Source organism: Asticcacaulis sp. AC460 (assembly GCF_000495795.1).
Classification (GTDB): domain Bacteria; phylum Pseudomonadota; class Alphaproteobacteria; order Caulobacterales; family Caulobacteraceae; genus Asticcacaulis.
The window spans coordinates 1-1,169 of record NZ_AWGD01000017.1; the positions used below are offsets into that span (position 1 = coordinate 1).

1 protein-coding gene is annotated in these 1,169 nt (G+C 55.3%); it reads left to right on the top strand.

Features of this window, described 5'->3' with window-relative positions; genetic code table 11:
* Positions 1-200 precede the first annotated feature (200 nt).
* On the top strand, positions 201-1,139 hold the full coding sequence (locus ABAC460_RS34085) for an IS110 family transposase (RefSeq protein WP_155914616.1): 939 nt from the start codon (positions 201-203) through the stop codon (positions 1,137-1,139).
* The last annotated feature ends 30 nt before the right edge of the window (positions 1,140-1,169 follow it).

The following is a 1,169-nucleotide window of genomic DNA, read 5'->3' on the forward strand; positions in this document are numbered from 1 at the left end:
CCCCCTTGTATCTGAGTGGAGCCTTTCTGGTTTATCCTGGGAGGTTCAAAGGGCGGGCTGCGCAGCCCGCCCTTTGAACGGCGACTGGCACTCGTACCCCCTCAGGTTACAGCCGGGACGGAGCTTTGGGACCAGTCGCCGTATTCACATACAACCGTACAGTCGCTCGATTTATCGATCGCATGCAAGGCAGGTTTACCGTGGAAAAGGTGATTTGTGGAGTGGACGTTTCGTCGACGTGGTTAGACGCTCGTCTAGGACTTGGCAGCGTGCATAAGCGTTTCCAATTGACTAGTTGCGGCATTGAGGCTTTGGCGAGTTATTGCCGGGATCATTCTGTGGATCTCGTTGTGATGGAAGCCACCGGCGGATATGAGAAACAGGCTCACAAGGGCCTGCATGAGGCCGGCCTCGGGGTTGCGATTGCCAACGCTCGCTCGGTTCGGCGTTTTGCGGAAGGCCTGGGTTTCTTGGAGAAAACCGACAAGATCGATGCTGGCATCATTGCAGAATATGCCCGTGTCAAACGTTTGTCTCCTCAAGCACCGGCCTCACCTGAGCAGGAAGAACTGACCGCTCTGGTCACTCAGCTGCGTCAGCTTATTGATGCCAGGACGGCCCTAAAAAACCAGATGCGGTTGATCGAAAGCGAAGCCGTACAGCAGTCCCAAGGCCGCCTACTCGATGCGTTTAACCGGGAGATCAAGCAAATCGATGTGCTCGTTCAAGCGCACATGAAGCAGCAGACCCTGTGGATACGCCTCGTCGAGGGACTTGGCGCGATTGCAGGCGTAGCCGAACGGACCATGGCTTATCTGCTAGCCTATCTTCCCGAACTCGGAACTTTGAATGCAAAAGCCATAGCCAAGCTTGTGGGACTGGCGCCCATCGCAAAGGATAGCGGCAAGAGCCAGGGCAGGCGTATGGTGCGAGGAGGACGGGTACAGATACGAAGTATTCTGGTCTTTATCACCAGCGTCGTTGCTCGATACGAACCCAAGTTCAGGGAGTTTCGTCAAAAACTCCTCGACGCCGGAAAGCCCAAAATGGTCGTCAGGACCGCTGTCGCACGAAAATTACTCGTCATAATGAACGCCAAGGCCAGGGACATAATCGCTGAACTCAATCTTGCAGCTTGACGCCCAAGACAGTCGCTCCGTCTCGACGCG